This is a genomic window from Pseudomonas sp. B5(2017) (assembly GCF_002112825.1).
Taxonomy (GTDB): domain Bacteria; phylum Pseudomonadota; class Gammaproteobacteria; order Pseudomonadales; family Pseudomonadaceae; genus Aquipseudomonas; species Aquipseudomonas putida_Z.
On sequence record NZ_NEIR01000016.1, the window covers coordinates 26,341 to 41,358 of the forward strand.

A 15,018-nucleotide genomic window follows, 5' to 3' on the forward strand; every position below is an offset into this window, starting at 1 on the left:
AGATCCGACATGCAAAAGATTCGTCGTGACGACGAGATCATCGTGATCGCCGGCAAAGACAAAGGTAAGCGCGGTAAGGTGCTGAAGGTTCTGGCTGATGACCGTCTGGTCGTTGGTGGTGTGAACCTGGTCAAGCGTCATACCAAGCCTAACCCGATGGCGGGCGTACAGGGCGGTATCGTCGAAAAAGAAGCGCCTCTGCACGCTTCCAACGTTGCCATCTTCAACGGCGAAACCAACAAGGCTGACCGCGTTGGTTTCAAAGTAGAAGACGGTAAAAAAATTCGTGTCTTCAAGTCGACCCAAAAAGCGGTTGATGCTTGAACACTGCTAGGTAGAAGACCATGGCACGACTGAAAGAGATTTACCGGAACGAAATCGCTCCTAAGCTTAAGGAAGAACTTAAGCTGTCGAACGTGATGGAAGTTCCGCGCGTTACCAAGATCACCCTGAACATGGGTCTGGGCGAAGCGATCGGCGACAAGAAAGTCATCGAGCACGCTGTTGCCGACCTGGAAAAGATCACCGGTCAAAAGCCGGTCGTGACTTTCGCTCGTAAATCCATCGCGGGCTTCAAAGTCCGTGAAGGCTGGCCGATCGGTGTCAAGGTGACCCTGCGTCGCGACAAGATGTACGAATTCCTGGACCGCCTGCTGGCGATCTCCCTGCCTCGGGTTCGCGACTTCCGCGGCCTGAATGCCAAGTCCTTCGATGGCCGTGGCAACTACAGCATGGGCGTGAAAGAGCAGATCATCTTCCCGGAAATCGACTACGACAAGATCGATGCTCTGCGCGGTTTGGACATCACCCTGACCACCACTGCTCGTTCGGACGACGAAGGCCGCGCTCTGCTGCGTGCTTTCAAGTTCCCGTTCCGCAACTGATTGGAGTAGGAAAATGGCCAAGAAGAGCATGAAAAACCGCGAGCTGAAGCGTCAGCTCACGGTAGCCAAGTACGCCAAAAAGCGTGCCGAGCTGAAAGCGACCATCGTCAACCTGAACGCCTCTCCTGAAGAGCGTTTCGCTGCCGTTGTCGCCCTGCAGAAGCAGCCACGTGATGCCTCCGCTTCGCGTCTGCGCAACCGTTGCCGCCTGACCGGTCGTCCTCACGGTGTATACCGTAAGTTCGGCCTGGGCCGTAACATGCTGCGTCAAGCTGCAATGCGCGGTGACGTACCAGGTCTGGTCAAGGCCTCCTGGTAATCGCTGCAGGCTGGATCCCGGCGGAAGGGGAGCAATCTTCCGACCGCCGGTGACCTCGCCAACAAACAAGCCCCTATATGGGGCTTGTTTCGTTTCTACCTTGTGTCTAGAATGACCGGCTCACCTGAGCCTGGGTTTTTTGCCCTGTCCGCTCGGGTGGTTGTGATAGCCGCAAGGCTAATAATTCTTGTATCAGGAGCATCTAGCCCATGAGTATGCAGGACCCGTTAGCGGACATGCTAACTCGCATCCGTAATGCCCAGATGGCTGAAAAGTCCGTCGTAAGCATGCCTTCCTCCACCCTGAAGGTCGCGGTTGCCAAAGTTCTGAAAGACGAAGGTTACATCGCCGGCTACCAGGTAACTGGTGAGGCCAAGCCTTCCCTGTCGATCGAACTGAAGTACTTCGAAGGCCGTCCGGTCATCGAGGAACTGAAGCGCTCCAGCCGTCCAGGCCTGCGCCAGTACAAGTCCGTCGCAGAGCTGCCGAAAGTACGTGGCGGTCTGGGCGTGTCTATCGTCTCCACCAACAAAGGTGTGATGACTGATCGCGCTGCACGCGCTGCCGGTGTCGGCGGCGAAGTTCTGTGCACAGTGTTCTAAGGGGAGATAGGCATGTCTCGCGTCGCTAAGAACCCCGTTAAGCTGCCAGCAGGCGTCGAAGTCAAATTCGCCGGCCAGCAGCTTTCGGTGAAGGGTGCCAAAGGCACTCTCGAACTGAACGTTCACTCGTCTGTTGAAGTTACCGAAGAGTCTGGCGAGCTGCGTTTCGTCGCTCGCAACGGTGACCAGCAAGCTCGCGCCATGGCCGGTACCACCCGCGCTCTGGTGAACAACATGGTCCAGGGCGTAAGCCAAGGCTTCGAGCGCAAGCTCCAGCTGGTCGGTGTTGGTTACAAGGCACAGGCCAAGGGCACCGTCCTGAACCTGGCCCTGGGCTTCTCGCACCCAGTGGACTACGAACTGCCAGCCGGTATCACCGCTGAAACCCCAAGCCAGACCGACATCCTGATCAAGGGTATCGACAAGCAGCTGGTGGGTCAGGTGGCCGCTGAAATCCGCGACTTCCGTCCGCCAGAGCCTTACAAAGGCAAGGGTGTGCGTTACGCGGACGAAGTAGTCCGTCGTAAAGAAGCCAAGAAGAAGTAGGGCCTAGCAAATGACCGACAAAAAAGTTACTCGACTGCGTCGCGCTCGCAAAGCACGTCTCAAGATGCACGAACTCGAAGTCGTGCGCCTGTGCGTGTTCCGCTCCTCGCAGCACATCTACGCCCAGGTCATTTCGGCCGACGGCAGCAAGGTTCTGGCAAGCGCCTCGACCTTGGACAAAGAACTGCGTGATGGCGCCACTGGCAACATCGACGCGGCCACTAAGGTTGGCAAGCTGGTAGCTGAGCGTGCGAAAGCCGCCGGTGTATCTCAAGTTGCCTTTGACCGTTCCGGCTTCAAGTACCATGGCCGCGTCAAAGCGCTGGCTGATGCTGCTCGTGAAGGCGGGCTGGAGTTCTAAGTTATGGCAAATAACGATCAAAAGCGCGACGAAGGCTACATCGAGAAGCTGGTTCAAGTTAACCGCGTTGCCAAAACCGTAAAAGGCGGCCGTATCTTCACCTTCACCGCGCTGACCGTGGTAGGTGATGGTAAAGGTCGTGTTGGCTTCGGCCGTGGCAAGTCGCGCGAAGTACCTGCCGCGATCCAGAAAGCCATGGAAGCTGCTCGCCGCAACATGATCCAGGTTGACCTGAAGGGCACCACCCTGCAGTACGCCACCAAGGCTGCCCACGGCGCCTCGAAGGTTTACATGCAGCCTGCCTCGGAAGGTACCGGTATCATCGCCGGTGGCGCAATGCGTGCTGTCCTGGAAGTTGCTGGTGTTCAGAACGTTCTGGCCAAGTGCTACGGTTCGACCAACCCAGTGAACGTGGTTTACGCCACCTTCAAGGGTCTGAAAGCCATGCAATCTCCTGAATCCATTGCTGCCAAGCGCGGCAAGAGCGTCGAGGAGATCTTCTGATCATGGCAACCGTAAAAGTAACGCTGATCAAGAGCGTCTCGGGCCGTCTGCCTAACCACAAGCTGTGCGTTAAGGGCCTGGGTCTGCGTCGCATCGGTCACACTGTAGAAGTCCAGGATACTCCCGAAAACCGCGGGATGATCAACAAGGCTTACTACATGCTGAAGGTCGAGGGTTAATCGATGAAACTCAATGATCTGAGTCCAGCGCCGGGTTCCCGTCGCGAGAAGCATCGTCCAGGTCGTGGTATCGGTAGCGGTCTGGGTAAGACCGGCGGCCGTGGCCACAAAGGTCAGACTTCCCGTTCGGGTGGTTCGATCGCTCCTGGCTTCGAAGGCGGTCAACAGCCGCTGCACCGTCGTCTGCCGAAGTTCGGCTTCGTTTCCCTGAAAGCCATGGACCGCGCCGAAGTGCGTCTGTCCGAGCTGGCCAAGGTGGAAGGCGACGTGATCTCCGTGCAATCCCTGAAGGATGCCAATGTGATCGGCCAGAACGTACAGCGCGTGAAAATCATGCTGTCTGGCGAAGTCACTCGCGCAGTCACCATCAAGGGTATCGCAGCCACCAAGGGTGCGCGTGCGGCTATCGAAGCAGCTGGCGGCAAGTTCGAGGAATAAATGGCTAAGCAAGGTGCTCTCTCTTCGCTCGGTAAGGGCGGGATGTCGGAACTCTGGGCTCGTCTGCGCTTTCTGTTCATGGCGATCATCGTCTATCGGATAGGTGCGCATATCCCGGTTCCTGGCATCAATCCAGACCGTCTGGCGGATCTGTTTCGGCAGAATGAGGGGACCATTCTTAGCTTGTTCAACATGTTTTCCGGTGGCGCGCTCGAGCGCATGAGCATCTTTGCACTGGGGATCATGCCGTACATCTCGGCATCGATCATCATGCAGCTGATGACGGCGGTCAGCCCGCAACTGGAGCAGTTGAAGAAGGAAGGTGAAGCTGGCCGTCGCAAGATCAGCCAGTACACCCGCTACGGCACCGTTATCCTGGCACTGGTTCAAGCCATTGGCATGTCCATTGGCCTGGCCAACCAGGGCGTGGCGTTTTCTGTAGGCCTGGGCTTCCATGTCGTCGCCGTCTCCACCTTCGTGGCGGGCGCGATGTTCATGATGTGGCTGGGCGAGCAGATCACCGAGCGCGGTGTGGGCAACGGTATCTCGATGTTGATCTTCGCGGGTATCGTTGCCGGTCTTCCGAGAGCAATCGGGCAGTCTTTCGAGTCTGCACGCACAGGCGATATCAACATTTTCGCCCTGGTCGCTATCGGTTTGCTGGCAGTAGCGATTATCGGCTTCGTGGTGTTCATTGAGCGTGGTCAGCGTCGTATCGCCGTTCACTACGCCAAGCGTCAGCAGGGCCGCAAGGTCTTCGCTGCGCAGACCAGCCACTTGCCGCTGAAGGTGAACATGGCGGGGGTTATCCCGGCCATTTTCGCGAGCAGCATTCTGCTGTTCCCGGCTTCGCTGGGTGCCTGGTTCGGTCAGTCCGAAGGTATGGGCTGGCTGCAGGACATCTCGCAGTCGATCGCTCCTGGTCAGCCGTTGAACATTCTGCTGTTTAGTGCAGGGATCATTTTCTTCTGCTTCTTCTACACAGCGCTGATGTTCAACCCGAAAGACGTAGCGGAAAACCTGAAGAAGTCCGGTGCCTTTATTCCGGGTATCCGTCCTGGTGAGCAGTCGGCACGCTACATTGATGGCGTTCTGACCCGTCTGACCATGTTCGGTGCTCTTTACATGATGGCCGTCTGCCTTCTGCCCCAGTTTCTGGTGGTGGCAGCAAATGTGCCGTTCTACCTTGGCGGGACCTCGTTGCTGATTGTGGTAGTGGTTGTGATGGACTTCATGTCCCAAGTACAATCGCACCTCGTTTCGCACCAGTACGAATCCCTGATGAAGAAAGCCAACCTGAAAGGCTACGGTGGCAGCGGTCTGCTGCGCTGATACGCCCCTAAGGTTCGAGGAGTCGGTAATGAAAGTTCGTGCATCGGTGAAAAAGCTGTGCCGTAACTGCAAGATCATCCGTCGCGAAGGCGTCGTACGAGTGATCTGCAGCGCGGAACCGCGTCACAAACAGCGCCAAGGCTGAGTGTGATCTGCGCTTCAAACCCAGCAGCTAGTGTGCTGCTGGGTTGATTATTCGTTTCTACAGCGATATTATCTCGCGCCCTATTTCTTGGCTTCCGGGGCGTAGGTAGCTGTCAATTGGAGTCCCACTGAATGGCCCGTATTGCAGGCGTCAACATTCCAGATAACAAGCATGCTGTTATCTCGCTGACCTACATCTATGGTGTCGGTCGCACTACTGCGCAGAAGATCTGTGCAGACGCTGGTGTAAACCCAGCCGCTAAGATCAAGGATCTGAGCGACGAGCAAATCGAAACCCTGCGTGGCGAAGTCGCGAAGTTCACCACCGAAGGTGACCTGCGTCGTGACATCAACATGAAGATCAAGCGCTTGATGGACCTGGGTTGCTACCGCGGCCTGCGTCATCGTAAAGGTCTGCCGGTTCGCGGTCAGCGCACCAAGACCAACGCACGCACCCGTAAGGGCCCGCGTAAGCCGATCCGCAAGTAATCGCCCAGGAATATAGACATGGCAAAACCTGCTGCTCGTCCTCGTAAGAAAGTCAAAAAGACAGTGGTTGATGGCATCGCCCACATCCATGCCTCTTTCAACAACACCATCGTGACCATCACCGACCGTCAGGGCAACGCTTTGTCCTGGGCGACCTCCGGTGGTTCGGGTTTCCGTGGTTCGCGCAAATCCACCCCGTTCGCAGCCCAGATCGCTGCTGAGCGTGCTGGTCAAGCTGCGCTGGAATACGGTCTGAAGAACCTCGACGTAAACGTCAAGGGTCCAGGTCCAGGTCGTGAGTCCGCCGTTCGTGCACTGAACAGCTGCGGCTACAAGATCGCCAGCATCACCGACGTGACGCCAATCCCGCACAACGGGTGCCGTCCGCCGAAGAAGCGTCGCGTGTAATCAGGAGACAGATAAATGGCACGTTACATTGGTCCAAAATGCAAACTGTCTCGTCGTGAAGGCACTGACCTGTTCCTGAAGAGCGGCGTTCGCGCTCTGGAATCGAAGTGCAACATCGAAGCAGCCCCAGGTATCCACGGCCAGCGCCGTGGCCGTCAGTCCGACTACGGTACCCAGCTGCGCGAGAAGCAAAAAGTTCGTCGTATCTACGGTGTTCTGGAGCGTCAGTTCCGCGGTTACTACCAGGCTGCAGCCTCGAAAAAAGGCGCAACCGGTGAAAACCTGCTGCAACTGCTCGAGTGCCGTCTGGATAACGTCGTCTACCGTATGGGCTTCGGCTCGACTCGTTCCGAGTCCCGTCAGCTGGTTTCGCACAAAGCGATCAGCGTCAACGGTAAGACTGTAAACATTCCATCCTACCAAGTTCGTCCGGGTGACGTGGTCGCGGTTCGCGAGAAGTCGCTGAACCAGCTGCGCATTGTTCAAGCCCTTGAACTGTGCGCCCAGCGTGGCCGCGTTGAGTGGGTTGACGTGGATGCTGCTAAAAAGTCGGGCGTTTTCAAGAACGTTCCTGCTCGCAGCGACCTGTCTGCCGACATCAACGAGAACCTGATTGTCGAGCTCTACTCCAAGTAAGGGCTAGAAAATAGGTGCATCCATGCAGATTTCGGTAAATGAGTTCCTGACTCCCCGCCACATTGATGTGCAGGTAGTCAGTCCGACCCGCGCCAAGATTACGCTCGAGCCTCTCGAGCGTGGTTTCGGCCATACCCTGGGCAACGCGCTGCGCCGCATCCTGTTGTCCTCCATGCCTGGCTGTGCAGTAGTCGAGGCCGAGATCGACGGCGTACTCCACGAGTACTCCGCGATCGAAGGTGTTCAGGAAGACGTCATTGAAATCCTGTTGAACCTGAAAGGCCTGGCTATCAAACTGCACGGTCGTGACGAAGTTACGCTGACCTTGTCGAAAAAGGGTTCGGGGGTGGTTACCGCTGCCGATATTCAGCTGGATCACGATGTCGAGATCGTCAACCCCGATCACGTAATCGCGAACCTGGCGTCGAACGGCGCCCTGAACATGAAGCTCACTGTAGCTCGTGGTCGTGGTTACGAGCCGGCCGACTCCCGTCAAACCGACGAAGACGAAAGCCGTAGCATTGGCCGTCTGCAGTTGGACGCTTCGTTCAGCCCGGTGCGTCGTATCGCCTATGTGGTCGAGAACGCCCGTGTTGAACAGCGTACCAACCTGGACAAGCTGGTCATTGATCTGGAAACCAACGGCACCCTGGATCCTGAAGAGGCTATCCGCCGCGCTGCGACCATCCTGCAACAGCAGCTGGCCGCGTTCGTCGACCTCAAAGGTGACAGCGAGCCTGTCGTAGTCGAGCAGGAAGACGAGATCGATCCGATCCTGCTGCGTCCGGTTGACGACCTGGAACTGACTGTACGTTCGGCCAACTGCCTCAAGGCGGAGAACATCTACTACATCGGCGACCTGATTCAGCGTACCGAAGTAGAGCTGTTGAAGACTCCTAACCTGGGCAAGAAGTCCTTGACTGAAATCAAGGACGTCCTGGCCTCTCGTGGTCTGTCTCTCGGCATGCGCCTCGACAACTGGCCGCCTGCAAGTCTTAAGAAAGACGACAAGGCGACCGCCTGATCGTCGTAATCACCGAACGTAGTGTTTGGTAAGGAATGAATCATGCGTCATCGTAAAAGTGGACGTCACCTGAGCCGTACCAGCTCTCACCGCAAGGCTATGTTCCAGAACATGGCAGTGTCGCTGATCGAGCACGAGCTGATCAAAACCACCCTGCCGAAAGCCAAGGAACTGCGCCGCGTTGCCGAGCCGCTGATCACCCTGGCCAAGGAAGACAGCGTAGCTAACCGCCGTCTGGCCTTCGATCGTACCCGTTCGAAGTCCGCTGTTGGCAAGCTGTTCAACGACCTGGGCAAGCGTTACGCCACCCGTCAGGGCGGCTACCTGCGCATCCTGAAGTGCGGTTTCCGCGCTGGCGACAACGCTCCTATGGCGTACGTCGAGCTGGTTGATCGTCCGGTCGGCGGTGCTGTAGAAGCTGCTGAGTAAGACGTTCTGTCTGCTACAAAGAACCGGGCCTAGTGCCCGGTTTTTTGTTTCAAGATGTATTGTTTATTTCTATTGATACAAGTCATGTAATGCATTTGTTCTTGTAACCTTGCTCGTCAATACTCTCTCCAGAGCCGATTAGCCGGCGCTTGAAGACCGATAAGGAGAGCCCATGAGCAAGATTCTCACCACCGCCAGCGGTGCACCTGTAGCAGACAACCAGAATTCCCGTTCCGCCGGCCCGCGCGGCCCGCTGCTGCTCGACGACTTCCACCTGATCGAGAAGCTCGCCCACTTCAACCGCGAGAACATTCCTGAGCGCCGCGTACACGCAAAAGGCTCGGGCGCCTACGGCACCTTTACCGTCACCCGCGATATCACCGGTTACACCAGTGCCAAGCTGTTTGAACAGATTGGCAAGCAGACCGAAACTTTCCTGCGCTTTTCCACCGTTGGTGGCGAGCGTGGCTCCGCCGATACCGAACGCGACCCGCGTGGCTTTGCCGTCAAGTTCTACACCGAGGAAGGCAATTGGGACATCGTCGGCAACAACACGCCGGTGTTCTTCATCCGCGACCCACTGAAGTTCCCGGACTTTATCCACACCCAGAAGCGTCACCCACAATCCAACCTGAAGAACGCTCAGATGATGTGGGACTTCTGGTCGCACTCTCCCGAGGCGCTGCATCAGGTCACCATTCTGTTCTCCGATCGCGGCATTCCGGACGGCTACCGCCATATGCACGGCTTTGGTAGCCATACCTACAGCCTGATCAATGCCAAGGGTGAACGCACCTGGGTCAAATGGCACTTCAAGACCCAGCAAGGCATCAAGAACCTCGCACCGGCAGATGCCGCGCGCCTGGCAGGTACTGACCCGGACTACGCCCAGCGCGACCTGTTCGAAGCCATCGAGCGGGGCGATTACCCACGCTGGACCGTATGCATCCAGGTGATGAGCGAAGCCGAGGCTGCCAGCCGCGACGAAAACCCCTTCGACGTGACCAAGACCTGGTCGCAGAAGGACTACCCGCTGATTGAAGTGGGCGTGCTGGAGCTCAACCGTAACCCGCTCAACTACTTTGCCGAGGTCGAGCAAGCTGCGTTTGGCCCGAGCAACATGGTGCCGGGTGTTGGCCTGTCGCCGGACCGCATGCTGCAAGGGCGGGTATTCGCCTACGCCGACGCGCATCGCTACCGGGTGGGTACCAACCACCAGCAGCTGCCGGTGAACGCACCACGTTGCCCGGTCAACAGCTACCAGCGTGATGGTTCCATGGCCGCTGGCAGTTACGGCAGCGCGCCGAACTATGAGCCCAACAGCTACAGCGATGCACCGAAGCAGTCGCCACGCCACGCCGAGCCTGCGCTAGCCCTGAATGGTTCCGCAGACCGTTACGACCACCGCGAAGACACCGACTACTACAGCCACGCCGGCGCGCTGTTCCGCCTGATGAACGATGAGCAGAAAGCCCTGCTGATAAACAACATTGCCGGCACCATGGCAGGCGTCAGCGAAGACGTGATCCAGCGTCAGTTGCAATACTTCTTCAAGGCCGATCCGGCCTATGGCAAAGGGGTTGCCAAGGCCTTGGACATCAATCTCGCCTAAGTCGAAGTGATAAGAAGAACCGCCCTCATTTGGGCGGTTTTTCAATGAATATCACTACTGTTTAACCGATTTTTTGCGTCTAATTGCGCGGTTTTCAGTGACCGCAGGCAAAAGCTGGTTCACACTATGTGGCATAGACGTTTTCACATGGAGAAGCAGGGCGATGCAAGGTCACCCGGACGTAATCAACTACCTCGTTACGCTGCTGAAGGGCGAACTGGCGGCGCGTGACCAGTACTTCATTCACTCGCGTATGTACGAAGACTGGGGCCTGTCCAAGCTCTACGAGCGCATCAACCACGAAATGGAAGAAGAGACGCAGCACGCAGATGCCCTGATGCGTCGCATCCTCATGCTCGAAGGCACCCCTGACATGCGCGCGGACGACCTGGAAGTGGGCAGCACCGTGCCGGAAATGATCGAGGCTGACCTCAAGCTCGAGTACAAGGTACGCGGCGCGCTGTGCAAAGGCATCGAGCTGTGCGAGCTGCACAAGGACTACATCAGCCGCGACATCCTGCGCGCTCAGTTGGCTGATACCGAAGAAGATCACACCTACTGGCTGGAGAAGCAGCAGGGGCTGATCAAGGCCATTGGCCTGGAGAATTACCTGCAGTCGCAGATGTAAAAGCCTGGGCTGCTTTGCAGCCCTATCGCGACACAAGGCCGCTCCCACAGTGAAATGCATTACTCCAGTGGGAGCGGCCTTGTGTCGCGAAAGGGGCGCAAAGCGCCCCCAAGGCCTTACGCCCGATCCCGCTCCAGCAACGGTTTCAGGTAGTGCCCGGTATACGACTGTTTCATCGTACTCAGTTCTTCTGGCGTACCGCAGGCAATGATCTGCCCACCTTTCGAGCCACCCTCCGGCCCCAGATCCACCAGCCAGTCCGCGGTCTTGATCACATCCAGGTTGTGCTCGATCACCACCACGGTATTGCCGTGGTCGCGCAGGCGATGCAGCACGTCCAGCAACTGCTGGATATCGGCAAAGTGCAGACCCGTGGTCGGCTCATCGAGGATGTACAGGGTCTTGCCGGTGTCACGCTTGGACAGTTCGCGCGATAGCTTGACTCGCTGGGCCTCACCACCCGACAGGGTGGTCGCCGACTGCCCCAGCTTGATGTACGACAGCCCCACATCCATCAACGTCTGCAGCTTGCGCGCCAGCGCCGGCACTGCGTCGAAGAACTCGCGGGCATCCTCGATGGTCATCTCCAGCACCTCGTGGATGTTCTTGCCCTTGTACTTGATCTCCAGGGTTTCGCGGTTGTAGCGCTTGCTCTTGCACACGTCGCACGGCACGTAGATGTCCGGCAGGAAGTGCATCTCCACCTTGATCAGGCCATCGCCCTGGCAGGCCTCGCAACGGCCCCCCTTGACGTTGAACGAGAAACGCCCCGGACCATAGCCGCGCGAACGCGATTCCGGCACGCCGGAGAACAGCTCGCGGATCGGTGTGAAGATGCCGGTGTAGGTCGCCGGGTTCGAGCGAGGAGTGCGGCCGATCGGGCTCTGGTCGATATCCACCACCTTGTCCAGGTGCTGCAGGCCATCCATGCTGGCATGCGGCGCCGCTTCCAGGCTGCTTGCGCCATTCAGGGCGGTGGCGGCCAGTGGGAACAGGGTGTTGTTGATCAGCGTCGACTTGCCGGAGCCGGAAACCCCGGTCACGCAGGTCAGCAGGCCGATCGGGACTTCCAGGTCGACGTTTTGCAGGTTGTTGCCACGCGCGCCCTTGAGCTTGAGCTGCAGCTTCTTGTTGCGCGGCGTGCGCTTGGCCGGCACGACGATCTTCTTGCGCCCGGACAGGTACTTGCCGGTCAGCGAGTCGGGGTGGGCCATGACCTCCTGCGGCGAGCCCTCGGCGACGATCTGCCCACCGTGCACGCCGGCCCCCGGGCCGATGTCCACCACGTAGTCTGCCAGGCGGATGGCGTCCTCGTCGTGTTCCACCACGATCACCGTGTTGCCCAGGTCGCGCAGGTGGTTGAGGGTGGCCAGCAGGCGGTCATTGTCACGCTGATGAAGGCCGATGGACGGCTCATCGAGGATGTACATCACCCCCACCAGGCCAGCGCCGATCTGGCTGGCCAGGCGGATACGCTGCGCTTCGCCACCGGACAGGGTATCGGCGCTGCGGTCCAGGGTGAGATAGTCGAGACCGACGTTGACCAGGAACTGCAGGCGCTCGCAGATTTCCTTGAGGATCTTTGCCGCAATCTCGCCACGGCGACCGGTCAGGGTCAGCTCGCCGAAATAGTTGCTGGCTTCACCGATCGGCAGATTGGTCACCGCCGGCAGGGTTTTTTCGCCTACCCACACGTGCCGTGCCTCACGGCGCAGGCGGGTGCCGCGGCAATCCGGGCAGGGCTGGGTGCCGAGGAACTTGGCCAGTTCTTCGCGCACGGTGGCCGACTCGGTCTCGCGGTAGCGGCGCTCCAGGTTCGGCACGATGCCTTCGAACGGGTGCGAGCGCTTGACGATGTCGCCACGGTCGTTGAGGTACTTGAAGTCGACGCTCTGCTTGCCGCTGCCCTGCAGGATCACCTTCTGGTGCTCGGCCGAAAGCTGGCCGAATGGTTCCTCCAGGCTGAAGCCGTAATGCGCGGCCAGCGAGCCGAGCATCTGGAAGTAGTACACGTTGCGCCGGTCCCAGCCGCGGATCGCGCCTTCGGCCAAGGTGAGCTCGGCATTGACCAGGCGCTTGGTGTCGAAGAACTGCTTCACCCCCAGGCCATCGCAGGTCGGGCAGGCGCCGGCGGGGTTGTTGAAGGAGAACAGCTTCGGTTCCAGCTCGCTGATGGCATGACCACAGACCGGGCAGGCGAAACGCGCGGAGAAGATCGTCTCTTCGCCTTGTTCGTCATCCATCGGTGCCACCAGGGCGATGCCGTCGGCCAGCTTTAGCGCGGTCTCGAACGACTCGGCCAGGCGCTGTTGCAGGTCGGCGCGGACCTTGAAACGGTCCACCACCACATCGATGCTGTGTTTTTTCTGCTTGTCCAGCTTGGGCAGTTCGTCGAGTTCGTAGAGCTTGCCGTTTACCCGGGCGCGCACAAAGCCCTGGGCGCGCAGCTCGTCGAACACTGCCAGGTGCTCGCCCTTGCGCTCGCGCACCACCGGCGCCAGCAGCATCAGCTTGCTGCCTTCCGGGCGCTCCAGCACCAGGTCGACCATCTGGCTGATCGTTTGCGCCTCCAGCGGGATATCGTGATCCGGGCAGCGTGGGGTGCCGACGCGGGCGTACAGCAGGCGCAGATAGTCGTAGATTTCGGTGATGGTGCCGACCGTGGAGCGGGGGTTGTGCGAGGTCGATTTCTGCTCGATGGAAATAGCTGGCGACAGGCCTTCGATGGTATCGACGTCGGGCTTTTCCATCATCGACAGGAACTGCCGGGCGTAGGCCGACAGCGATTCCACATAGCGGCGCTGGCCTTCGGCGTACAGGGTGTCGAACGCCAGGGACGACTTGCCGGAACCGGACAGGCCGGTGATCACGATCAGCTTGTCCCGGGGCAGGGTCAGGTCGATGTTCTTCAGGTTGTGGGTGCGTGCCCCACGAATCAGGATCTTGTCCACTGCGGCCTCGCTCGGCGGGCATAAACAAGGAAGTATACGGCGCCCTGCCAGTACGCGGCAAAGCGTCGCGTAGATGCCGTCAAGCTGTCGGACTGATAGAATCGCCGCCGGTTCACACGAGATTAATCCATGCACGACACCCACAACGAGCGCATGAGTGGCAGCGAAACCCGCGCCGCTGGCGGCCTGGCCCTGGTCTTTGCCTTTCGTATGCTGGGCATGTTCATGGTCTTGCCGGTGCTGGCCACCTACGGCATGGACCTGGCCGGTGCCACGCCTGCGCTGATCGGCCTGGCCATTGGTGCCTATGGCCTGACGCAGGCCGTATTGCAGATCCCGTTCGGGATGATTTCCGATCGTATCGGCCGCCGGCCGGTGATTTACCTGGGGCTGGTCATCTTTGCCCTGGGTAGTGTCTTGGCGGCCCAGGCCGACTCCATCTGGGGAGTGATCGCCGGGCGTATCCTGCAGGGCGCCGGGGCGATTTCCGCTGCGGTCATGGCGCTGCTGTCCGACCTCACGCGCGAGCAGCACCGGACCAAGGCCATGGCCATGATCGGCATGAGCATCGGCCTGTCGTTTGCTGTCGCCATGGTCGTTGGCCCATTGCTGACTCGTGCCTTTGGCTTGTCAGGATTGTTCCTCGCCACGGCAGGACTTGCCCTGGTCGGCATCCTGCTGATCGCCTTTGTGGTGCCCAATACCCACAGCATCCTGCAGCACCGTGAGTCGGGTGTGGCGCGCCAGGCCATCGGCCCGACCCTGCGCCATCCGGACCTTCTGCGCCTGGATGTGGGCATCTTCATCCTCCACGCCATCCTCATGGCCAGCTTCGTCGCATTGCCGCTGGCCTTTGTCGAGCGCGGCGGCCTGCCGAAGGAGCAGCACTGGTGGGTGTACCTGACCGCGTTGTTCATCTCATTTTTTGCAATGGTCCCGTTCATCATCTATGGCGAAAAAAAGCGCAAGATGAAACGCGTGCTGGCCGGGGCGGTCAGTGTGTTGCTGCTGGTGGAGGTGTTCTTCTGGCAGTGGGCTGACGGTTTGCGCGGACTGGTGATCGGCACCGTGGTATTCTTTACTGCATTCAACCTGCTGGAGGCGTCGCTGCCTTCGCTGGTGAGCAAGGTGTCGCCTGCAGGTGGCAAGGGGACGGCAATGGGGGTCTATTCCACCAGCCAGTTCCTCGGCGCTGCCTTGGGAGGAATCCTCGGTGGCTGGTTGTTCCAGCACGGCGGGCTGAACATGGTGTTCCTCGGTTGTGCGGTACTGTGTGCCATCTGGTTGGTCGTCGCCTTGCGCATGAACGAGCCGCCCTATGTGACCAGCCTGCGCATGCCGCTGACGCCAGAGGCAGTCCGGGAAGCCGGCCTGACCGAGCGCCTGATGGCTGTGCCAGGTGTGACCGACGCCGTCGTGGTGGCGGAAGAAGCCGCAATCTATATCAAACTGGATACGAAAATTTTGGACCGTACGACCCTCGAGCGCCTGGTGAACCCGGCCTCTTCGGCGTGCGAAGCCTAGGAGAACGT

The 15,018-nt window shown here is 59.0% G+C and carries 20 protein-coding genes; 19 read left to right on the forward strand and 1 reads right to left on the reverse strand.

Annotation, left to right across the window (positions count from 1 at the left end; translation table 11 throughout):
- Nucleotides 1-9: 9 nt before the first annotated feature.
- From rplX to bfr, 18 genes are all read left to right on the forward strand, one after another.
- Nucleotides 10-324: a 50S ribosomal protein L24 gene (gene rplX / locus CAG00_RS22465; RefSeq protein ID WP_016715319.1), complete on the forward strand. Its 315-nt coding sequence runs from the start codon at nucleotides 10-12 to the stop codon at nucleotides 322-324.
- 20 nt (nucleotides 325-344) lie between these two features.
- The gene (gene rplE, locus CAG00_RS22470; RefSeq protein ID WP_003257095.1) at nucleotides 345-884 is read left to right on the forward strand and encodes a 50S ribosomal protein L5; all 540 of its coding nucleotides are present in this window, start codon (nucleotides 345-347) and stop codon (nucleotides 882-884) included.
- A gap of 13 nt (nucleotides 885-897) precedes the next feature.
- Nucleotides 898-1,203, forward strand: a complete 306-nt coding sequence (gene rpsN, locus CAG00_RS22475) for a 30S ribosomal protein S14 (protein ID WP_013970638.1) — start codon at nucleotides 898-900, stop codon at nucleotides 1,201-1,203.
- Between the two features lie 209 nt (nucleotides 1,204-1,412).
- Nucleotides 1,413-1,805, forward strand: a complete 393-nt coding sequence (gene rpsH / locus CAG00_RS22480) for a 30S ribosomal protein S8 (RefSeq protein WP_009681971.1) — start codon at nucleotides 1,413-1,415, stop codon at nucleotides 1,803-1,805.
- Between the two features lie 12 nt (nucleotides 1,806-1,817).
- On the forward strand, nucleotides 1,818-2,351 hold the full coding sequence (gene rplF, locus CAG00_RS22485) for a 50S ribosomal protein L6 (RefSeq protein ID WP_009681972.1): 534 nt from the start codon (nucleotides 1,818-1,820) through the stop codon (nucleotides 2,349-2,351).
- A 10-nt stretch (nucleotides 2,352-2,361) separates the two neighbouring features.
- Entirely contained in the window at nucleotides 2,362-2,712 is a 351-nt protein-coding gene (rplR, locus tag CAG00_RS22490; protein ID WP_009397496.1) for a 50S ribosomal protein L18, read from the forward strand.
- Between the two features lie 3 nt (nucleotides 2,713-2,715).
- Nucleotides 2,716-3,216 (forward strand): 30S ribosomal protein S5, encoded by a 501-nt coding sequence (rpsE, locus tag CAG00_RS22495; RefSeq protein ID WP_003255465.1) that lies wholly within the window; start codon nucleotides 2,716-2,718, stop codon nucleotides 3,214-3,216.
- A gap of 2 nt (nucleotides 3,217-3,218) precedes the next feature.
- The gene (gene rpmD, locus CAG00_RS22500) at nucleotides 3,219-3,395 is read left to right on the forward strand and encodes a 50S ribosomal protein L30 (protein WP_003255463.1); all 177 of its coding nucleotides are present in this window, start codon (nucleotides 3,219-3,221) and stop codon (nucleotides 3,393-3,395) included.
- A gap of 3 nt (nucleotides 3,396-3,398) precedes the next feature.
- A complete protein-coding gene (gene rplO / locus CAG00_RS22505) occupies nucleotides 3,399-3,833 on the forward strand; it encodes a 50S ribosomal protein L15 (RefSeq protein WP_003257107.1) in 435 nt (144 codons plus the stop codon).
- Nucleotides 3,834-5,165 (forward strand): preprotein translocase subunit SecY, encoded by a 1,332-nt coding sequence (gene secY / locus CAG00_RS22510; protein ID WP_003257108.1) that lies wholly within the window; start codon nucleotides 3,834-3,836, stop codon nucleotides 5,163-5,165. It abuts the gene before it with no gap.
- Between the two features lie 28 nt (nucleotides 5,166-5,193).
- Nucleotides 5,194-5,310, forward strand: a complete 117-nt coding sequence (gene rpmJ, locus CAG00_RS22515) for a 50S ribosomal protein L36 (protein WP_002555468.1) — start codon at nucleotides 5,194-5,196, stop codon at nucleotides 5,308-5,310.
- A 131-nt stretch (nucleotides 5,311-5,441) separates the two neighbouring features.
- The gene (gene rpsM, locus CAG00_RS22520; protein WP_003257112.1) at nucleotides 5,442-5,798 is read left to right on the forward strand and encodes a 30S ribosomal protein S13; all 357 of its coding nucleotides are present in this window, start codon (nucleotides 5,442-5,444) and stop codon (nucleotides 5,796-5,798) included.
- 18 nt (nucleotides 5,799-5,816) lie between these two features.
- The gene (gene rpsK, locus CAG00_RS22525; protein ID WP_003255454.1) at nucleotides 5,817-6,206 is read left to right on the forward strand and encodes a 30S ribosomal protein S11; all 390 of its coding nucleotides are present in this window, start codon (nucleotides 5,817-5,819) and stop codon (nucleotides 6,204-6,206) included.
- 15 nt (nucleotides 6,207-6,221) lie between these two features.
- On the forward strand, nucleotides 6,222-6,842 hold the full coding sequence (gene rpsD, locus CAG00_RS22530; protein ID WP_003257114.1) for a 30S ribosomal protein S4: 621 nt from the start codon (nucleotides 6,222-6,224) through the stop codon (nucleotides 6,840-6,842).
- Between the two features lie 22 nt (nucleotides 6,843-6,864).
- Nucleotides 6,865-7,866: a DNA-directed RNA polymerase subunit alpha gene (gene rpoA, locus CAG00_RS22535; RefSeq protein WP_003255452.1), complete on the forward strand. Its 1,002-nt coding sequence runs from the start codon at nucleotides 6,865-6,867 to the stop codon at nucleotides 7,864-7,866.
- 42 nt (nucleotides 7,867-7,908) lie between these two features.
- Nucleotides 7,909-8,295, forward strand: coding sequence for a 50S ribosomal protein L17 (rplQ, locus tag CAG00_RS22540; protein WP_003255451.1), 387 nt, complete (start codon nucleotides 7,909-7,911; stop codon nucleotides 8,293-8,295).
- Nucleotides 8,296-8,467: 172 nt separating this feature from the next.
- Nucleotides 8,468-9,907 (forward strand): catalase, encoded by a 1,440-nt coding sequence (locus tag CAG00_RS22545; protein WP_085665365.1) that lies wholly within the window; start codon nucleotides 8,468-8,470, stop codon nucleotides 9,905-9,907.
- 163 nt (nucleotides 9,908-10,070) lie between these two features.
- Nucleotides 10,071-10,535, forward strand: a complete 465-nt coding sequence (gene bfr, locus CAG00_RS22550; RefSeq protein ID WP_003257116.1) for a bacterioferritin — start codon at nucleotides 10,071-10,073, stop codon at nucleotides 10,533-10,535.
- 116 nt (nucleotides 10,536-10,651) lie between these two features.
- Here bfr and uvrA read toward each other — a convergent pair whose 3' ends face one another.
- On the reverse strand, nucleotides 10,652-13,486 hold the full coding sequence (uvrA, locus tag CAG00_RS22555) for an excinuclease ABC subunit UvrA (protein WP_075044431.1): 2,835 nt from the start codon (nucleotides 13,484-13,486) through the stop codon (nucleotides 10,652-10,654).
- Nucleotides 13,487-13,615: 129 nt separating this feature from the next.
- Here uvrA and CAG00_RS22560 point away from each other — a divergent pair, with 129 nt between their 5' ends.
- Nucleotides 13,616-15,010: an MFS transporter gene (locus tag CAG00_RS22560; RefSeq protein WP_025337493.1), complete on the forward strand. Its 1,395-nt coding sequence runs from the start codon at nucleotides 13,616-13,618 to the stop codon at nucleotides 15,008-15,010.
- Nucleotides 15,011-15,018 lie beyond the last annotated feature (8 nt).